This window comes from Mucilaginibacter phyllosphaerae (assembly GCF_004378255.1).
GTDB lineage: Bacteria > Bacteroidota > Bacteroidia > Sphingobacteriales > Sphingobacteriaceae > Mucilaginibacter > Mucilaginibacter phyllosphaerae.
Genome location: NZ_SNQG01000006.1, coordinates 208,571 through 227,577 on the forward strand (window position 1 = coordinate 208,571; position 19,007 = coordinate 227,577).

Here is a 19,007-nt window from a genome sequence, read left to right on the forward strand (position 1 = left end):
CGCTAAAAAACAAGGTGTTTGCTGTATATAGTTTAAATATCACTGTTAACGGGCCAGCGCGGCAACATGCTTTGATACTACCGGATGCAGGGGCGCTGCAGGGTGCAAAATATCGTGCATAATGATGGATGCGATAGAGAAGTATATAATCAACCCGGTTACATCAACAAGCGTGGCTACAAACGGCGCCGAAGAAGTGGCCGGATCCGCGCCAAGTTTTTTCAGCAAAAGCGGAAGCATAGAGCCTGATAACGACCCCCACAACACTACCCCGATGAGCGAAAAGCCAACGGTGAACGCAATAAGCAGCCAATGCGGCCCATAAACATTGCTAAACTCGCTCCATATTGTAATGCGTAAAAACCCGATGATACCCAAAATTACGCCCAGCATCAGCCCCGAAAGCAGTTCGCGGCGCATTACACGCCACCAGTCGGCCACGGTAACTTCGCCCAGGGCCATAGCCTGAATAATTAACGTTGATGCCTGCGAACCGCTGTTACCCCCGCTTGATATGATAAGGGGTAAAAAGAATGCAAGGGCAACCACAATACCTATCTCATCTCCAAAATAGCCCATGGCCGTAGCGGTAAGCATTTCGCCCAAAAAAAGTATAATTAACCACCCTACACGTTTTTTTACCAGGCGGAAAAGATTGATATCCAGGTAAGGCTCGTCCAAAGCTTCGGTACCCCCAATTTTCTGGATGTCTTCGGTATATTCTTCGTTGGCTATCCAAAGAATGTCATCTACCGTAACAATGCCCAGCAAAATATTATCATCATCGGTTACCGGCAATGCGGTACGGTTATTCATCCGGAATACATTGATGGCTTCCTCCTGCGGGTCGTTGGCGCTAAGGGCTATCAGGCGGCCGTCCATCAGGTCGCTTATTTTGGTTTCCGGTGCCACCAGCAAGATCTCGCGGATGCGGATATCATCCAGCAGGATACCGTTATCGCCTATTACATAAATCACATCGATGGTTTCGGAGTTTTTACCGTAACGGCGTATGTGCGACAGCACCCGGTTAACATCCCAGCTTTTTTTAACCGCAATATAATCGGGTGTCATTAAACGGCCAACGCTATCCTCTTTATAGCCTAACAGCGACAGCGCTTCTTTACGGTCATCCGGCGACAGGTGCAGGATCAGCTTGGTTACCGCATCGCCATGCAATTCGCTAAAAAAAGCGGTACGGTCATCGGGCGGCAATTCGTTAATGATCTCGCTCACCTTTTTGCCCGAAAGTTTTTTGATGATCCGCTCCTGCGTAGGGAAATCCAGGATCCGGAAAACATTAACCGCGCGGTTAATAGACAGGATCTCGATGAACTTGGGGCCATGCTCGGGCAGCTCGTCAATAAGCTCTTCCACGTCAGATATGTTGAGGTTATTGAGAAACTCCTGCAGCTGCGTAGTGTCATCCTGCTTCAGTAACAATTCTATTTGCTCAACCATCTCTTCCATAAGCCTTTTTTTACATGTAATTAACCTATTTTGCCCCCTTTTGTTGCGCTGGCAAAAGTCGTTTATTTTTTCAAATTACAAGGCTTTTTTTCTGTTATCTTTGCGGCTTAAAAAAGTGAGTAGTTGATTAAGTTAAGTAGTGAGTGGTTAACTACTCACCCAATCAACCACTCACCAATCAACTAAATAATAACAAATGGGTTTACAATGTGGTATAGTGGGTTTGCCAAACGTGGGCAAGTCTACACTTTTTAACTGTTTATCAAATGCTAAGGCACAGGCGGCTAACTTTCCGTTTTGTACTATTGAACCGAATGTAGGTGTTATCACGGTGCCTGATGAGCGCCTTACCAAGCTTACAGAGATTGTTAACCCTAAAAGCATTGTGCCCAACACCATAGAGATTGTGGACATTGCCGGCCTGGTAAAAGGCGCCAGTAAAGGCGAGGGTTTGGGTAACCAGTTTCTGGGAAATATCCGTGCCACCAACGCCATTATCCATGTGCTGCGCTGTTTTGATAATGATAACGTGATACATGTCGACGGCTCGGTAGACCCCATCCGCGATAAAGAGATCATCGATACCGAACTACAGCTGAAGGACTTAGAATCGATAGATAAGAAGATTCAGAAGGTAGAAAAAATGGCCAAAACCGGCGGCGATAAGGATGCTAAAAAAGCTTATGAAGTAGCGCTGGTTTATAAAAGCCACCTGCTTTCGGGCAAATCGGCACGTACTGCGCCCGTGGCCGAAGAGGATAAAGAATATATAGAAGACCTGCACCTGCTAACCGCAAAACCGGTACTATATGTTTGTAATGTAGACGAAGGATCTGTTGCTACAGGTAACGCTTATGTAGAAAGGGTAAAAGAAGCCGTAAAGGATGAAAACGCCGAGGTACTGATCATTTCTGCACAGATCGAGGCAGAGATCTCTGAACTGGAATCATTTGAAGAACGCCAGGAGTTTTTGAACGACCTGGGCCTAACCGAATCAGGCGTTAACAAGCTGATCAAGGCGGCTTACCGCCTCCTTAACCTGGCTACCTACTTTACTGCCGGTGTGCAGGAAGTTAGGGCCTGGACCATTACCCAGGGCTTTACAGCGCCACAGGCTGCAGGGGTTATCCACACCGATTTTGAAAAAGGCTTTATACGTGCAGAGGTTATCAAGTATGATGATTTTGTGAAATTTAACGGATCTGAAGCAGTGATAAAAGAGAACGGCAAAATGAGCGTAGAGGGTAAAAGCTATATTGTTGCCGATGGCGATATTATGCACTTCAGGTTTAACGTATAAAGCATCGTTTATACTGTAATAACGAACACCGAATTTTGAATGTTGAATAACGAAATACTTCAACATTCGAAATTGGACATTCAATATTCAATATTATAAATACCTTTGCAAAATGTTCTCGTAGTTCAATGGATAGAATTATGGCCTCCGAAGCCGTCGATATGAGTTCGAATCTCATCGAGAACACTGATAAAACCGCTTTAAGTAAAATAAGGCGGTTTTTGTTTTTTTAGGGTTATTTACCTATAAAATATAGAATAATTATAGTAACCGATTAATTAGTCTACCTTTACGCACACACATGGAAGAAAGAAAATACTTAACAACCTGGAGGAAATATATCCCGGTGATTCGCCTTCATTTGAAGAGGAGCCTGAATGAGGACCAAAGTTTTAAACTCAACATCACCGATTTTGAGTCGGCCGGCGACAGGGGGAAATCAGGTTACACATTTAGCCTTGCAATGGAAAACGGCAAAGTAACCAACAACATCAGCGGCTCTGCAGTAGCCCGCGACCTTTTTGAAGCCCTAAAAAACGACGAGGCTATTAAAGACTTTATACAGGATAAGAACATAAAAATAAGCGTAGGTAAATCCTTTTTACTTACTATAAAAACCACACATGTATCTGCCTATAAATAAGCAATAGCCATATATTAAGAAAGCCATTTGCATTTTGCAAATGGCTTTTTTTGTGGAAAATTCATATTTGGCTATGCCACGGCCGGGTAGCCCTGCCCATATCCATGTATTGCTCTCCGGTTATTTTAACACTACTTATGGCAGTTTAAATTCAAACCTGTACTTAACATTTTTACCGGTCTGTATCTGTTCGGATACTATTTCGCCATCCACCTTTACAAAGGTAGCTAACCGGCTTGCAGGTGTGGTTTTTGGCAGGCTAACGTCTACTGTAAATTTTACATCCTGGCCGGATGGCAGTTCGATAATTTTATTGAATTTACCGGTGTACTTTTGTTCGATGTATTTAACATTGCCCTTATTAATATAAGTAATGGTAGCTGCAGTGCCTGCAGGGATATCGGCCATATACTCCACCTGGTAGGTTGGTTTTTGCGGAATCTTTAACGCACCGCGGTTCATGTTGTAGGTGGTGTAACTGCAGCCGGCGGCCACAACTGAGATCAATAGCAGGTAAATAAGTTTTTTCATGTTTCGAATGTAGAGAATTGATGTTTAAAAAATAAGGTGTCTATAAAACAACAGACACCTTATTTTTTGCTTAGTTGCGTGCAGCAACTCCATAAATCAATATAAAAAGGTAATTACTACGGCTGCACCTGCGGCAGGCTAACTTCAAAGTTGGCCCCGTTACCCGGGTGCGAATAAATTTGCATGGTGCCTTTTAAAGTATCTACCAGGTGCTTTACCAGGGCAAGGCCAAAACCGTACCCCTGCTCGCCCCCGGTGCCGTTGGTAGATTCGGCCTTACCGCTCAAAATAGTATCAATAGCCTGCTGGTTTAAACCAACGCCGGTATCTGTTACATTTATTTGCAGCAGGTTTTGGGTGGCTTCTATCTTCAGGCTCAAATCTACCGTTACTTTACCGCTTACGGGGGTAAACTTCATGGCGTTTGAGATGAGGTTGCCGGTTATTTGCAGCAATTTATTTTTAGAGAACGGAATTTTCGATGAATTTACAGAGGTGTTTATTGTAAACTGGATCTTTTTATTGATGGCCTGCGGCGTATAAAGTTTTTCTAATTTATCTTTAAATACAACCAGGTTAAACTCATCGGCCTTAAGATCGCGCTGCGGTTTATCCATTGTCAGGATCTCGTCGGCAAGTTCCAGTAACGACCGCCCGCTACGCTGGATCAGATTGATAAATTCCAGCACCTCCTCTATCTCATTTTCATGCCCTTGCTCGCTGATCACCTGCGCCAGGCCGATTATCCCACCCAGCGGGCCGCGGATATCATGCGCTACCTTCTTTTTGGTTTCGTTAGCTTCGTGCAGTTTGTTTTTTAACCCCAGTATAAGCCGGTGTGCATTTAAGCGGTTAACTATTTCGTCGGCAATTATTTTCAGAAGTTCAACCTTCTCCGGCGATAGGGTTTTAAGGTCCTTATCCAGCATACATAAAGCACCCAGATTATGGCCCTCATCGGTTTTTAGCGGGATGCCGTAATAGTATCGCAGTTTTGGCCCGTCGGCCACGTAAAACTTATCCTTAAAACGCTCGTCGGCTTTCAGGTCGGTTACCTCAAAGTGGTCGGCAGGGGTAGCAATGGTGTACTGGCAAACAGAATCTTCGCGCGGCATCTGGTCCAGGTCAAGGCCGTGGTTGGTTATGGTCCATTGCGTAAAAGAATCTATCAGGTTAATCAGCGTTATTTCGGTACCGGCAACTTTAGCAGCCAGCTTGGCCAGGTCTTTAAAATTTTCCTGGAAACTGCTGTAATCAAGGTCGTAATCAGAAAGGCTGATGATCCTTTCCATTTCGTTATCAGGGATCGGTTGGTTATTCATTTAGTTTAAATATAGTATCGGAACTAAAGCAGGTATAATGATAATAATTACTTGTCAAAAAATCGTCCAAAACCTTACAATATTCCTATTGGTTTTAAAAACATCTTTCGTAATGTAAATAAAGCAAACAATTTTATACCCTTATAGCTTTTAATAAAAAAACATATCATGATCAGGATAATGCTGCTCTCTATCTTTACGCTCATCCAAACCAGTAACAAGCGTGTAGTTTCTGTTTATACAATTGATGCCAATAATGCCAGTTATCAACAGCAAATTAAACTTTTGAATGAAGATAAAGCCGGCCTTACAGAAAGGGACGTGATCATCAAAACCTATATTTACAGCGACCAAACGGCAGATAAATTTAAAGAAAGCCGCATTAAAGGTTATTTTACCATTACACTTACCGGTAAAGATGGCGGCGAAAAGTACCGCAGCACACAACCCGTAACACTGCAAAAACTTTACAGCACTATAGATGCTATGCCGATGCGTAAAGATGAAGTTAAGCAATAATGGCTGCAAGTTTTAGCTGCCTAATAAACCTTGGTTATCCTTCAGTTGCACACCGGATAATTTGCGCCTGAAACTTTCCTGCACCAGGTAAAATATCTTATCGGCCGCGGTGGCAATGCCGAGCCCACCGGGGCGGATGTTAGAGATACAGTTACGCGAATTATCCTTTAAACCGGGCCTGGGCTGATAAGTTAAATAAGCGCCCATGCTATCTGCTGCACTAAGGCCGGGGCGTTCGCCTATTAATACTACAGATAGCTTTGCCTGCAATTCGTGCGCTATATCATCCCCTATGGCTACCCTGCCCTGCTGCACCAAACACAGAGGGCCAACTTTTAAACCAGCAGCCAGTAATTTAGGTATCAGTACCTGCAGCAAAGCCATAATATGCTGGTTAAGGGCTATGGCCGACAGGCCGTCGGCTATCACAATCACTATATCGTCGCCGGTTATCTGGTCGGCCAGGCGGTTTAGCGATTCCTGGTTGGGTTTGCGGCCCAGGTCCGGGCGCTGCAGGTACCGGGCGCGGTTATCGGCCATGCTGTGCAGCTGTAACACCGGGCGATGGAACTGCGCCAGTTCATCCTCCAGCCGTTCGGTATCCATTATAGAGTACACGGCATCACGGGCATGCGCGTGGGCCAGCTTAAACTCCAGCGATTGCCGGGTAGGGATACTATTCCCCGTGGCGCCTATCGCAATACGCGCGGCCGTAAATTCTTTTAAAAAATTTAAGGGCTGTTCTTCTACAACATGGGTTATTTTATCCATAGGTTCCCGGTATTTTTAAGCAAGCCGGCAGCAGCAGTTGCCGCCCGGTTGCCTTGTTCATCAAATATCCCCTGTTTGATCAGCCATTGTTCAAATTCCGGCGCGGGTTTAAGGCCAAGCGCTTTACGCAGATACAAAGCATCATGAAACGAAGTGCTTTGGTAATTCAGCATAATATCATCACTGCCGGGTATGCCCATCATAAAGCTGCAGCCCGCCACGCCCAGCAGGGTAAGCAGGTTATCCATATCGTCCTGGTCGGCCTCGGCATGGTTGGTGTAGCAAATATCCATACCCATGGGCAGGCCAAGCAGTTTGGCGCAAAAGTGATCTTCCAGCGCTGCGCGGATGATCTGCTTGCCATCGTACAGGTACTCGGGCCCGATAAACCCAACTACCGAATTAACCAGTAACGGTTTAAATTTTTTTGCCACCGCGTAGGCCCTTGCCTCGCAGGTTTGCTGGTCTACCCCGTGATGGGCATCGGCAGATAATGCGCTGCCCTGCCCCGTTTCAAAATACATTACATTTTGGCCAACCGTACCACGGTTTAACGACAGCGTTGCCTCATAAGCCTCCTGCAACAAGCCCAAACTAATACCAAAACCGGTATTAGCCTTTTGCGTACCTGCAACAGATTGAAAGCAAAGATCTACAGGTGCGTTTTTATTCACCAGATCAAGCGTGGTGGTTACATGGCTTAATACACAGCTTTGGGTAGGTATATCAAACTGCTGCCTAAGGTTATCTATCAAAGTTAAGATCTTGTAAACTGCCGACGGGCTATCCGTTGCCGGGTTAATACCAATAACGGCATCCCCGCTACCATAAAGCAGGCCTTCAATTAAGCTGGCGGCAATACCGCGGGGGTCATCTGTGGGGTGGTTAGGCTGCAGCCGGGTAGCAAAATGCCCCTTAAGCCCTATCGTGTTGCGGAAACGGGTAACCACACTGCATTTTTTGGCCACCGCGATCAGGTCCTGGTTACGCATGATCTTGGATACGGCAGCCACCATCTCGGGGGTTAGGGCATCGGCTATGGTTTTTAAAACCTGGGTACCGGTTTCGTGTTTTAGCAGCCAGTTGCGCAGCTCGCCAACGGTAAGATGGCTTATCAGATCAAAACCTGCGGCATCGTGGTTATCTATAATGAGCCGGGTTACCTCATCTTCTTCGTAAGGAATTACAGCCTCGGTCAAAAAAACCTTCAGCGGCACGTTTGCCAGGGTTATTTGTGCGGCAACCCGTTCCTCGTAGCTTTCGGCAGTTAAGCCTGCCAGCGCGTCTCCCGTGCGGAATGGCGATGCCCTGGCCAGCAGTATCCGCAGGTTATCAAACCTGTAAACCTTACCAAGAATGGTATGCTGATACGGCATAATTTATCGCTCAAATGATTTTTCTACTAAGATAATCCGTTCGGCGTTAAAAAATCAGCAGGAAACAACTTTTATCAAAATTGTAATTAAAACAAAACGGGCACCGCCCAAACCGGCAGGCACCCGCTCCTCATTTAATCTGCCTTTATTAGTTAGATACAACTACAGTACCCGTCATAGAGGAATGGAAATTACAGTGGTAGGTGTAAGTACCTGCGGTTTCAAACTTACGGCTGTAGGTTGCGCTTGTTGCCATGCTGTTGCTGTCGAAACTGCCTGCGTTATCCGTTACGGTGTGCGGTGTCGAGTCGGCGTTTGTCCAGGTTACCGTACCTCCTTTTTTAATGGATACCGATGAGGCGGAAAACGCAAAATTTTTGATCTCGACGGATACCGAAGCAGCGGGCGGCGTTGCCGGGGGCGCAGGTTCGGGATTACTGCCTGATGACGACTTTGAACAGGCTGCAAATGCCATCACCACCACGGCGAACAGCACCGATAGCCCTAAGATATACTTTTTCATATTAAATGTTTTAATGTGTTTAATATGATTACGCCCGCATTTACCGGATGGTTGCTTTGGTTGTATAAAATTTTAAGAATTTATTTTGGCCAAGCCGGTTAGTTATTTACAACGCCGCCTTTTTCAAGCAGTGCATCGTCCATAATTTTTGCTTTGTGCTTACCCAGTAATATAAAAATCACGATGGCAGCAGCCAGCCCGGCAAAAAATATCAGGCTGAGTTGAAAGTTATAATACATAATGGCAAGCATGCAAACAGTAGATATAGCCAGCGCTACAGCCGGAAAAACCGGATATAACACCGCTGTAAAGGGCCGCTCCATACCAGGTTCTTTTTTACGGAGGATGAACAGGCTGATCATGCTCATCATGTACATTACCACCGCCCCCAGTACCGACAGGATAATGATTTGCCCTGTAGTGCCGGTAAATAAGGCTATAAAACTAACTGCTCCGCCCGCTATGATTGCCCAATGCGGCGTTTTAAATTTTTGATTGACCGATGCCAGTCCCCGCGGCAGGTAACCGCTACGGGCCATGGCAAATACCTGCCTGGACGATGCCAGTATGGTACCGTGGAAAGACGCTATCAGCCCGAACAGGCCGATGCTGGCAAATACCTTGGTTAAGCCGCTGGCTTTGCCCAGCACAATGGCAATTGCCTCGGGCAGCGGGTAATCCAGGTTGCTTAGTTTGCGCCAATCGGTAATACCGCCGGTTAATATCATCACCCCTAAAGCTAAAAATACCAGGGTTGCCAACGCCGAGATATAACCGCGGGGGATATTCTTTTTGGGCTCCTTAACCTCTTCGGCAACCATGGCAACCCCCTCTATAGCCAGATAAAACCAAACGGCAAAAGGTAATGCCGCAAATACACCGCCCCAGCCAAAAGGCATGGGGTTAGCCACATAATTAGTCATTTTAAACGATGGGCCAACTATCCCCATAAACAGCAGCAGCTCCAGCACGGCCAGTATGGTAATAAATACCGAAAATGTTGCCGACTCCTTTACGCCCGAGATATTCAGTAAAATAAAAACTACATTAAATGCCATGGCCGATGGTAACACCCCTATCTGCGGGTGCAAAAAATGCAGGTAAGCCCCCAAGGAAAAAGCAATGGCAGGCGTGGCAAATAAAAAATCTATCAGCGTGGCGTAACCGGCTATTAAACCGCCAAAAGGCCCCATAGCCCTGTAGGCATAAGCAAAGGCCCCGCCTGCATGTGGTATGGAGGTGGTGAGTTCGGTATAGCTAAAAATAAAGGTAACATACATTACCGTGGTTATCAGCGTAGCTATTAAAAACCCGATCGTGCCGGATACCCCCCAGCCCAGGTTCCATCCAAAATATTCGCCGGATATGACCAGGCCAACAGCAATGGCCCAAAGATGTATGGGCTTTAAAACCCGTTTAAGTTGTTTGGCGTCTGTATTTTCCAATGGCGTAATTTATCAATTTTACAACGCCTTAATATAGGTATTAAAAATATTTAAACAAATACAACTTTTATCAGTCAAATTAGTAACAAATATTTCCTATCAGCATCTATTCTAACAATAATGCAATATTCTGTTAACTCCTGCTTAATATTAGGGGTTTTAGTAAATTTGCGCGCTTTTAATTATTGTATAAGTGTTAGAATTAGGTAAACCTTCTATTAAACAAGCCTGGACTACTGCCCTGCAATCGCCCAAAAAACGTGATAAACTGCTTATTGGTTCGTTTATTATTGCTATACTGTTGCCTACCCTGCCCATCTTTTTTAATTTTATACAAAAACGCCAGGGCGTGGTATTGCATGATTGGGTACTGGCACACATCCCTGCCTATGATGTTTCGCTGCTGATTTTTACCATTATATGGGGAATGGCCTTGCTGATATTTGTGCGAGCCTTGTACAACCCGGTTATCTACATCAATTATGTGTGGACGCTGATCTTCATCAACCTTGCCCGGATGCTCACCATTTACTGCATTGCGCTTGACCCGCCCGTTGGCCTTATACACCTGGTTGACCCGCTTACCGGCGTATTTTACGGCAACACCGTCATCACCCGCGACCTGTTTTTTTCGGGCCATACCTCAACCCTGGTACTGATATTTTTATGCCTCGAAAAACGTAATGATAAAATACTGGGCTTTATTGCCATTGTAGCCGTAATGATGTTACTACTGGTACAGCATATTCATTATACCATAGATGTAGTAGCCGCCCCCGTTTTAGTGTACCTGATATTTTTACTGGTGCAAAAATTCCTGAAACTGGATAAGCTGAAGAACAGCGAAAATTAATCGCCTGCCCGCCAACGTTAACCTGTTTGTTTTTACATCTGCAAAAGCTTACATTTAAGGACTGTTTTTGCCAATAAATAGCCTTTACTACATGAATAAAAAATGGATAATAGCAGCGTTTATGCTGTTAAGTGTTTGTGTAAACGCACAGCAGAAAACGCCCCGCCAGTTGTTTCCCGGTTTGTTCGAATCGGTACAATCCTCAGATCTCTTTCCGGATAATAAAATCTTTGTAGACTGTACGCCCAAATACCCGCCGGCCCGGATCATGAAGGCCTATAACGAGCAATTAGGCAAGGCAGGCTTTGACCTGAAAGAATTTGTGACGGATAATTTCACAGTGCCATCGGGTGTTACACATGCCTTCCAAACCAATGTAGAGGATGGCATCCGTAAGCATATCGATACCCTGTGGCAGGTATTGCAGCGCAAGCCCGATGAGGCTTCAAAGCTTTCATCACTGGCGGCTTTACCCAAGCCCTATATTGTACCGGGTGGCCGTTTCCGCGAGGTGTACTACTGGGATAGCTACTTTACCATGCTGGGCCTGCAAGAGAGCAAACAAACCAAAGTTATAGGTAACATGATTGATAACTTTGCCTACCTGATAGATACCTACGGTTTTATCCCAAACGGTAACCGGGCATATTATTTAACACGTTCTCAGCCGCCATTCTTTTCGCTGATGGTAAGCCTGCTGGCCAAAAGCGAGGGCAACAAGATCCTGCTTAAATATCAGCCCCAACTGGTTAAAGAATATAACTACTGGATGCTGGGCGGAACAACCCTGGCAAAAAACCAGGCCATACACCGTGCCGTACGTATGGCCGATGGCACCCTGCTTAACCGATATTGGGACGAAAGCGACGAGCCACGCGAGGAAAGCTATATTAAAGATGTGGATGCCGCTAAAACCACCAAACAGACCCTGCCTGATTTTTACCATCATATCCGCGCGGCTGCGGCAAGCGGCTGGGATTTTAGCAGCCGCTGGTTTAGCGATGCAAGTACATTGAGCACCATAGAAACTGCCGACCTGGCACCGGTAGACCTGAACTGCCTGCTCTACAACCTGGAGCTGACCATTGCCCGCAGTTACCAGCTTAAAGGCAACAACAAGCTTTATATGGCCTATACCGCCAAAGCCCAAACCCGCAAAAAAGCCATCCTGAAATACTTTTGGGACGAAAAAACCGGCTGGTTTCAGGATTATAAATGGGCCACTAACAAACAGGCTAACATACCTACACTTGCGGCAGTTTTCCCGCTGGCGTTTAAAATTGCCACAGCTGCGCAGGCACAAAAAGTGGCAGATGGTTTAAAAGCTAACTTTTTAAAACCGGGCGGCCTGGTTACCACCTTAAACTTTAGCGGCCAGCAATGGGATGCGCCAAACGGTTGGGCACCTTTGCAGTATATGGCTATAGACGGCCTGGAAAATTACGGGCATAGCGAACTGGCTAAAGATATTGCTACCCGTTGGCTCCAATTAAATATTCGCGTATTTAAAAAGACGGGGAAACTGCTGGAAAAATACAATGTGGTTGATACGAGCTTAACCGCAGGCGGTGGCGAATACCCGCTGCAGGATGGCTTTGGCTGGACAAACGGGGTGTTGCTGAAACTGATGAACAGGTATCATTATGAAGAAAAACAGGGCGAGTAAGGTAATCCCCGGCATTATTTTATAATTCAATGGAAAACTCAAGAAGAAACTTCATCAAAAATACGGCAGTAGCTTCTTTGGCAGTAGCAGCTGCTCCGGCAAAAGGTTTTGCGATATTGCATAACGATAAACAACCGGATGAACAAACCATTGGCCACAACGGCTATACGTATAAGGTTGATAAAAACTGGGCAAAGATCAGCATCAATAACACGCCGCTGGCTAATTGCCACGAAATGGTGCAGGATAGCCAGGGCCGCCTGATCATGCTGGGCGACCATACGCATAACAATGTGTTGGTTTTCGATAAATCGGGCAAGTTGCTTGATTATTGGGGAACATCCCTGCCCGGCGGGCACGGCCTGAGCATCAGCAAGGAGGGCGGCGAAGACTTTTTGCTATTGACCGACTGCGGCTGGGCTTTAGACCGTACCGGCAATACCTACGGCCAATCCGGCCAGGTATTAAAAACCACGGTGGATGGTAAACTGATATTTGCCATTGGCCACCCGCGCACTATTGGTATCTACAAGGATAACGAGCCCTTTAAACCTACCGAAACGGCTATTGCCCCCAACGGCGATATTTATGTAGCTGATGGTTACGGCTCTGATTACATCATTCAATACAACAGCAAGGGGCAATACATCCGGCATTTCGGCGGGCATAATAACAGCAATCCCGACCATAACCTGCGCAATGCCCACGGCGTAACAGTTGATACGCGCGACAAGAACAACCCTACGCTGATCTGCACTTCGCGTGAAGAAAATTGCTTTAAAGTTTTTACGCTGGATGGCAAATTCATTAAACGGATAGATATGCCAGGCATGTACGTTTGCAGGGCGGTTATCAATGATAATAATATTTACGCGGGTGTTTGCTGGTCAAAAAATGCCCAGGGTAAACAGTTTGACGGATCGGGCTTTGTAACTATCTTAGATAAAGACAATAAAGTGATCTCTAACCCCGGCGGCGCTGCACCCAACTATAAGAATGGTGTATTACAGCAAACGCTGCAAGCGCCAAACGCAACCTTTATGCACGGCCATGATGTATGTATAGATGAAGATAAAAGCATTTACGTTTGCCAATGGAACGCCAACCATACCGCACCGATAAAGCTGACAAGGGTGTAGGTGTTCTCAATTCGTCCTGGTCTAAGTTTTTAACTTAGACCTAAAATGTGTTAAGCTTTCAGCTTAACTAAAATAAGATTGTAAAGTGTAGCGCATGGTTTCGCAAGCTGGAAGCTTGCTGTGTTTTGGGTATAAGTTGGAAACTTATACCAGTGCCGAATTTAAGTTATACGCTTTGTTAACCCCTCCCTGCACCCTCCCAGAGGAGGAATTGCACATTGACAATCTTACCTCACCGGCTTAGGGAATACCGGCAAACTTTCGTGCCCATCTGCATCTACAGCCTGCACGGCAAAAAGGTAATTATCTTTAGAGTAGCCGATGTTGGCGTTGGTACCGGTTACATAAAATTTCTTTTCCCAATAGGGGCTAATGGTTTCGCGCATTAAAACGTAGTAACCTGCGGGCGATTTGCCTTTTGGTGCATCCCACTTTAGCTGCGTTTTATTGGTGAGGCCGCTGGTTACAATACCCACATTTAGCGGCGACGCAGGCGCCAGGGCCAGGTTTGCCAGTACAGACAGGTTCATCCGGGCCACTTTTTGGGTATAATCGTAATCGGCAAAATCAGGCAGGTCGCCGTAATCCACACCCTTCTCTTTACGGATATCCTGGTGCTGGCGGTTAAAATCCTCATTCATTTCGGTGATACGTATCGCGGCATAACCTTGCTGAGAAAAGGGTGTGTGGTCGCCACCACGAAGATAGCGGTCGCGGCGATAGATCAGCTTTACGTCCAATTGCTCTACATAGCGCTCGGCAATTTCTTTAGTGTAGCGGGCTAATTCACGGGCCGGGCTATCATTTTCACCGCCTATTGAATTTCGGGTGGCTGCCTGCTTTTGTGTTTCGGCAGCGGGCACCCCTTCGCTAAATACACGCACGCTGCGATTATCTTTAAGGCCCGTTTCCATACCAACCGTATTACCTACAATATCGTTATTAAGCATCGCATCAACCTGCCAGCCTTCGGCTTTAGCGCGTTTAGCTACGTTTGTTGATCCGTACAGGCCTTGCTCCTCGCCTACCACTGCCATAAAAATAATAGTAGCCGGGAATGAATGTTTTGCCATCACCCTGGCCAGTTCCATAGATACAGCCGTGCCCGAAGCATCGTCCACCGCGCCCGGCGCAAACGATTTTACGTTCATTACATCCGTCACCCTGGAATCATAATGGCCGGATACGATATAGATCCGCTTATCTGCAGTATCTGTACCTTTCAGTATCGCCAGCACATTCTTCATAGGTGTAGGCTTGTCTATCCGGTCGCCCTGGGGTTGTGTAAATTCATCAAATGATACCTGCATACGGCCGTTTGATGCAGCGGCATATCTTTCATACTCAGCTTTTATCCAATTACGGGCAGCACCTACGCCTTCGGTTTTACTGATGGTATCGCTTAAGGTATGCCTGGTTTTAAAGCTTACCAGTTTGCGCACAATGGTTTCTATGTTTTTGGCAGATACCTCATCAATCATTTGTTTAATACCGGCATCTTGCTTAACAGTGGTTTGAGCAGATGCAGCTACAGTTATGAGGGAGATGATAAGCAGGCAGATACGTTTCATAAAGCAATTTATAAATACTTTATCGCTTACTTATTTTATTTAAAGTTATCTGCCTTTGCAGGGTACATTTAAACCTGTCGGTACCATCTACCTGTAATTTGCTATGTTTGGTTTGCCTGCCCTGTACCCTTGCGCGCCACATTTTAAAACTGGATAGTTTCATTTGCCTGCGCATCAGGTCTATCACGTTTTGCTCGCTTAAGCCAAACTGCATTTTTATCGCATCAAAGGGCGTGCGGTCTTCCCATGCCATTTCTATGATGCGGTCGGTATCTGTTGCAGATAGATTAGTGATAATAGCTGGTTTGCTCATGCTTAATTAACGTATTTGTAAGTTTTTTGTTGAAGATTTTAACCACTATAGAAACGCGATACTTCGCGTCTCCTTTAGGACGGGTAAGAATTATTCTTCGAACCAGATTTAAATTAGATACGCGAAGTATCGCGCCGCTACAATTTATTTAACTGTATAGGTTTCTTTCTTTACTCCTACTCCGGTTATTTTTAAAGATTTCCAGTTGGCGGGTAATTTACTTTTGATCTGTACGATACCGGCTGGCGTAATATCCAAGCCACCAAAGCCCATTAACATCGCCTGGATGATACCACCGGCACCTGTAGCAAAATAAGGGTTGGTACCACCCTTAGTTTCGGCAATTACCCGGAACGGCGGGTTAAGGTTAGGCTCGTATGCTTCCTTAAACCATTTGTAGGCTTTTTGGCCATCGCCTAAACGCGCGTAAAGCAATGCAAAAACGCCTTGTGTCATGGCAGGGGTACCTTCATTGGGTACACGGGTTTCATAATACTCCAGGTCTTTTTTGATCTGGGCGGGGTCGGTTATGGTTTTAAGCGGATAGGCTAACAGGTTAACATCCGCTTGTTTAATACCTTCGCCCTTGTATTGGGCATGCTCCTGTGTTACGCCATTGGCCATCTTCAGGATCGGGATATTATTAGCTACGTTCACCCAATCGGTATCTGCCTGCATGCCCAATATTTTGGCGGCCGCGGTAGCGTTCATCAGGTTGGCCTGTGCGGCAGCGTTGGTGAATGCATTATTGTCGATATTCTCGGCCCATTCATCAGCAGCAACTACATTTTTAATATCATAGTGCCCGGGGCCGTTACGCTCTACCCGGCTTGCCCAAAAATCGGCGGTGGCAGATAGCAGCGGCCAGCCCTTTTCGCGCAGCCATTGTGTATCCTGTGTTACGCAATAATAAGCCCAGGCAGCGTTGGCAACATCGGCGCTGATATGGTGTTCAAACGGGCCGCTTAAGGCCCAAACCGGGGTTTCTTCTACCCCGCTATCAGCGCTCTCCCAAGGGAACATGGCGCCTTTATACCCATGCGAGAAGGCATTTTTACGTGCATTCTCCAAACGTTCAAAACGGTATTCTACCATAGATTTGGCTATCTCCGGGTGCATCACCAGCATAGCCGGGAACATCCACAGGTCCGTATCCCAAAATACATGGCCGTTGTAACCCAGGCCCGATAAACCCATTGGCGATGGCGACAAAGCAGTACCCGCACGCGAGAAAGAATATAAATGATACAACATACTATGCACATCCTGCTGCGCCTGTGCATCACCTTCTATATGGATATCGCTTTTCCAAAGTTCATTCCAGGCCTTATTGTGAAACTGGATGAGCCTGTCTTTACCCTCCAGCTTGGCGAAGATGGTTAAGCGCTCGGCCTCGTTCAGCGGGTCTGCATGGTGGGCTGAGGTTATAGACGAGCCCGTTACACCATATTTATAGGTTTGCCCGGCAGCCATAACACGGCTAAACTTCATCAGGTGCATGTTATTATCCCACATTTCATGAATAACGCGCGGTTCTTTGCCATGCTCCTCGTTAAACAAAAACGATGTAGAGGCGCATAACTGCAGCTTACCCGTAGGTGATTTTGCAGTGGACGTTAACAGGCTGATGGTTACATGCGGCCTGTCTATCTCGTTATAGTAATTTTGTACTTCTTTAAGTGCATCCGGCGCTTCCATTACGCTGGCTGCGGTGATGTTAATGGCTTTTTTGGCGGTGATAGCCACGTCCATCAACACGGTAAAAGGCAGCTGGCGCAACGAGTAATAAGTGTATTTAATGGTTGCTTTATCGCCATAATCAAAGGTAGTGGTCATGGCGGCGTGCTGCATATCCAGCTCTTGCTTAAAATTGCTCACCATTTTGGCGTCGAGGCGTTTACCATCCACTTCCAGGTACATATTCAGCAGGTTAAAGCTGTTGAGGAAATTGCTTACCCGGCCGCGGCCGTAAAGGTCATAAGCGCCGGCCAATACTACATTTTTCACCTTAAAAGGCTCGGGCGAGGATACGATACCTATCATGCCATTGGCCACTGTGATGCCGTAGTAATTATTAGGGTCAATTTTATCTGCCCTGATGATCCACGGACTAATATTTTGTGCCGATACATGCGCGGCAGCAAATAAAATTGCTAATACAAACAGGGTAGCTGCTCTTCTCATAAAAGTGTGGTTACTTTATCTTCAGTTTAAGTTTTTCGTTCACCAGATCGCCTATCCTGCGGCCCGACATATTGCCCGCTACACAGGCATTTTTATAATGGATACCACCATAAACGCGCGATAAGCCCGCCTCCTGCGCAGCCGCCCTGAACGAGGGGAAGGTACGCGCAGGAATGCCAAACTCCGATTCAGAAGAATCTGTGTAGGCCCTGTTATCGCCAAAAGCGTGGGTAAGCACCTCGGCAGCGGCAGCAGATATTACCGCATGGCCGCTAATATATTCCGGGAAGGGCGGGGTTTGGATCCGTGGGCGCCACTCGGGGTCTATCAGCTTGGTGATCACGGTTTCGGGCCGCACACTGTTAGATTTATACTTTACATACCAGCAGTTGATAAAGGCATCAAACAAGGCGATGGATGCCTGGGTGTAGGCTGCAACCGTTGTGCCGAAGTCGGCCTTGGTAAGCTGGGATCCAATGCCGGCAATATTCATCCAGTGGCCGGCGGGGCCAAACTTTTTGGTAGCGAATGATGCATGGCCTATCACATTCAGCTTAAAAGCATTATCGTCCCAAAAATCGGCCATATTTTTTTGATCGGCGGTGAGGCTGTCGCCCAATTTTTTTACCTCCATCAGGCTTTTATAAAACACGCTGTTTTTATCCGTCATGTTGTACGGCGGCGGCTCGGGGGCGGGGATCTGTGATGCCGAATCTAACACCATCGGGCGGATCTCGCCCCAGTGCGGCTCCAGCGCCTGGGCATACATCGGCGGCGTAGGGATCCAGCGGCCATCCTTACGGTTAACCGTGTATTTGCTGGCCGACCGCGTTTGCGCGTAATTATCTTTTTTGCTCCAGTTAAGGATGTATTTGGCCACGCTATCCGAGTAGGCAACCGAGTTATCGAACACATCCGAGGGCATCCCCGCATCCTTTGCTTTTTGCTTCAGCTCATCAACGTATATAGACATGCTGCCCTCGGGGAAGGTAACCGCATTGCCCACATAACAAAAGGCCAACAGGGAAGCGAACTGAAAATCAATCTCTTTGCCTTTATCCGGCTGGGGGGCTTTGGGCAAATGTTTTATCTGCCCGGCTAAAGATCGGTAATGTTTTGGGTCGCCGGCGGCAATAACCTCATAGGCGGCAATATTGGCATACACATAATTACGGGATGCAATAACCGGCGGGAAATTATTTTCCAGTACAATATCATTCAGTTTTTTTACGGTAACACGATAAAGCTCGGGGTTGTGGGTAACTTTTTGGTAGTCGGCTTTTTTACAGGATGCAAATACAAAAAGTGCACCTGCAAGCAAAAACAGGAAACGGTTCATAAATTTAAAATTGGCTTAAAAAACAGAGTGCCTGGGCCATCG

17 protein-coding genes and 1 tRNA gene are annotated in these 19,007 nt (G+C 46.4%); 7 read left to right on the forward strand and 11 right to left on the reverse strand.

Annotated features, from left to right (window positions below; genetic code table 11):
* Positions 1–45: 45 nt before the first annotated feature.
* Positions 46–1,470 carry a magnesium transporter gene (mgtE, locus tag E2R65_RS16765; RefSeq protein WP_134337641.1) on the reverse strand — a complete coding sequence of 475 codons (1,425 nt, stop codon included), beginning with the start codon at positions 1,468–1,470 and terminating at the stop codon, positions 46–48.
* A 196-nt stretch (positions 1,471–1,666) separates the two neighbouring features.
* Here mgtE and ychF point away from each other — a divergent pair, with 196 nt between their 5' ends.
* The 3 genes from ychF to E2R65_RS16780 all read left to right on the forward strand — a co-directional run bounded on the left by ychF (position 1,667) and on the right by E2R65_RS16780 (position 3,413).
* Entirely contained in the window at positions 1,667–2,770 is a 1,104-nt protein-coding gene (gene ychF, locus E2R65_RS16770) for a redox-regulated ATPase YchF (protein ID WP_134337642.1), read from the forward strand.
* A 114-nt stretch (positions 2,771–2,884) separates the two neighbouring features.
* Positions 2,885–2,956 (forward strand) — tRNA-Arg (locus E2R65_RS16775).
* 115 nt (positions 2,957–3,071) lie between these two features.
* Positions 3,072–3,413: a hypothetical protein gene (locus E2R65_RS16780; RefSeq protein ID WP_134337643.1), complete on the forward strand. Its 342-nt coding sequence runs from the start codon at positions 3,072–3,074 to the stop codon at positions 3,411–3,413.
* 135 nt (positions 3,414–3,548) lie between these two features.
* Here E2R65_RS16780 and E2R65_RS16785 read toward each other — a convergent pair whose 3' ends face one another.
* Together E2R65_RS16785 and E2R65_RS16790 are read right to left on the reverse strand one after the other, a co-directional pair.
* Positions 3,549–3,944: a hypothetical protein gene (locus E2R65_RS16785; protein ID WP_134337644.1), complete on the reverse strand. Its 396-nt coding sequence runs from the start codon at positions 3,942–3,944 to the stop codon at positions 3,549–3,551.
* A gap of 116 nt (positions 3,945–4,060) precedes the next feature.
* Positions 4,061–5,266: a GAF domain-containing sensor histidine kinase gene (locus E2R65_RS16790; protein WP_134337645.1), complete on the reverse strand. Its 1,206-nt coding sequence runs from the start codon at positions 5,264–5,266 to the stop codon at positions 4,061–4,063.
* Positions 5,267–5,434: 168 nt separating this feature from the next.
* On the opposite strand from E2R65_RS16790, the gene E2R65_RS16795 reads away from it, so the two are divergent.
* Positions 5,435–5,785 carry a DUF4174 domain-containing protein gene (locus E2R65_RS16795; RefSeq protein WP_134337646.1) on the forward strand — a complete coding sequence of 117 codons (351 nt, stop codon included), beginning with the start codon at positions 5,435–5,437 and terminating at the stop codon, positions 5,783–5,785.
* 12 nt (positions 5,786–5,797) lie between these two features.
* Here E2R65_RS16795 and eutC read toward each other — a convergent pair whose 3' ends face one another.
* From eutC to eat, 4 genes are all read right to left on the reverse strand, one after another.
* Entirely contained in the window at positions 5,798–6,556 is a 759-nt protein-coding gene (gene eutC / locus E2R65_RS16800) for an ethanolamine ammonia-lyase subunit EutC (protein WP_134337647.1), read from the reverse strand.
* A complete protein-coding gene (locus E2R65_RS16805; RefSeq protein WP_134337648.1) occupies positions 6,544–7,932 on the reverse strand; it encodes an ethanolamine ammonia-lyase subunit EutB in 1,389 nt (462 codons plus the stop codon). Before E2R65_RS16805 ends, eutC begins: the two co-directional genes overlap by 13 nt.
* Positions 7,933–8,080: 148 nt before the next feature.
* Positions 8,081–8,455, reverse strand: a complete 375-nt coding sequence (locus E2R65_RS16810; RefSeq protein ID WP_204986325.1) for a cupredoxin domain-containing protein — start codon at positions 8,453–8,455, stop codon at positions 8,081–8,083.
* Positions 8,456–8,553: 98 nt separating this feature from the next.
* Positions 8,554–9,900: an ethanolamine permease gene (gene eat / locus E2R65_RS16815; protein ID WP_134337649.1), complete on the reverse strand. Its 1,347-nt coding sequence runs from the start codon at positions 9,898–9,900 to the stop codon at positions 8,554–8,556.
* A 193-nt stretch (positions 9,901–10,093) separates the two neighbouring features.
* On the opposite strand from eat, the gene E2R65_RS16820 reads away from it, so the two are divergent.
* From E2R65_RS16820 to E2R65_RS16830, 3 genes are all read left to right on the forward strand, one after another.
* Entirely contained in the window at positions 10,094–10,753 is a 660-nt protein-coding gene (locus tag E2R65_RS16820; protein ID WP_134337650.1) for a phosphatase PAP2-related protein, read from the forward strand.
* A gap of 91 nt (positions 10,754–10,844) precedes the next feature.
* Positions 10,845–12,419, forward strand: coding sequence for an alpha,alpha-trehalase TreA (gene treA, locus E2R65_RS16825; RefSeq protein WP_134337651.1), 1,575 nt, complete (start codon positions 10,845–10,847; stop codon positions 12,417–12,419).
* Positions 12,420–12,448: 29 nt separating this feature from the next.
* Entirely contained in the window at positions 12,449–13,558 is a 1,110-nt protein-coding gene (locus E2R65_RS16830) for a twin-arginine translocation signal domain-containing protein (protein ID WP_134337652.1), read from the forward strand.
* 227 nt (positions 13,559–13,785) lie between these two features.
* On the opposite strand, the gene E2R65_RS16835 is transcribed toward E2R65_RS16830, so the two are convergent.
* From E2R65_RS16835 to E2R65_RS16850, 4 genes are all read right to left on the reverse strand, one after another.
* On the reverse strand, positions 13,786–15,129 hold the full coding sequence (locus E2R65_RS16835) for a M20/M25/M40 family metallo-hydrolase (protein WP_134337653.1): 1,344 nt from the start codon (positions 15,127–15,129) through the stop codon (positions 13,786–13,788).
* A gap of 19 nt (positions 15,130–15,148) precedes the next feature.
* Positions 15,149–15,442, reverse strand: coding sequence for a TIGR03643 family protein (locus E2R65_RS16840; protein WP_134337654.1), 294 nt, complete (start codon positions 15,440–15,442; stop codon positions 15,149–15,151).
* Positions 15,443–15,586: 144 nt separating this feature from the next.
* On the reverse strand, positions 15,587–17,626 hold the full coding sequence (locus tag E2R65_RS16845; RefSeq protein WP_134337655.1) for a glycosyl hydrolase family 95 catalytic domain-containing protein: 2,040 nt from the start codon (positions 17,624–17,626) through the stop codon (positions 15,587–15,589).
* Positions 17,627–17,636: 10 nt separating this feature from the next.
* Positions 17,637–18,965: a vanadium-dependent haloperoxidase gene (locus E2R65_RS16850; protein WP_134337656.1), complete on the reverse strand. Its 1,329-nt coding sequence runs from the start codon at positions 18,963–18,965 to the stop codon at positions 17,637–17,639.
* Positions 18,966–19,007: the final 42 nt, after the last annotated feature.